The organism is Bradyrhizobium sp. Kon58, assembly GCF_055807455.1.
In genome coordinates this window covers 1-297 of sequence record NZ_JBVVOT010000338.1, presented here as the reverse complement: position 1 = coordinate 297, position 297 = coordinate 1, and the positions used below count along the sequence as shown (strand labels likewise).

At 40.1% G+C, this 297-nt stretch carries 1 protein-coding gene; it reads left to right on the top strand.

The genetic code is table 11. The features are described 5' to 3' along the window. The coding region (locus tag AC0L20_RS40690; protein ID WP_473295776.1) for a DUF4238 domain-containing protein at window positions 1-297 on the top strand (297 nt) is incomplete at both ends.

Sequence of the window (297 nt, the reverse complement as noted above, 5' to 3'; positions counted from 1 at the left end):
GTCCATAGCAAAATGTAGAGAATGGTTTGCTATGGACTTATCATGTAAATTGCTTCTCGCGAAAAAAGGTGCAGAATTTATAACATCTGATAATCCAGTTGTATTCTACAATCAAGCTCTAGAAGCATGCCACACGCACAATGGAATAGGCACAGCAGCTAAAGGATTACAAATTTTTTTCCCGATTTGTCCAGGAATTACGATTCTATTCTATGATGCAAGCGTCTATAAAGTTGGGGCACGACGAGAACTGTCGGTCCAAGTTACAGAGCAGAGTGACATGGATCAGATCAATAC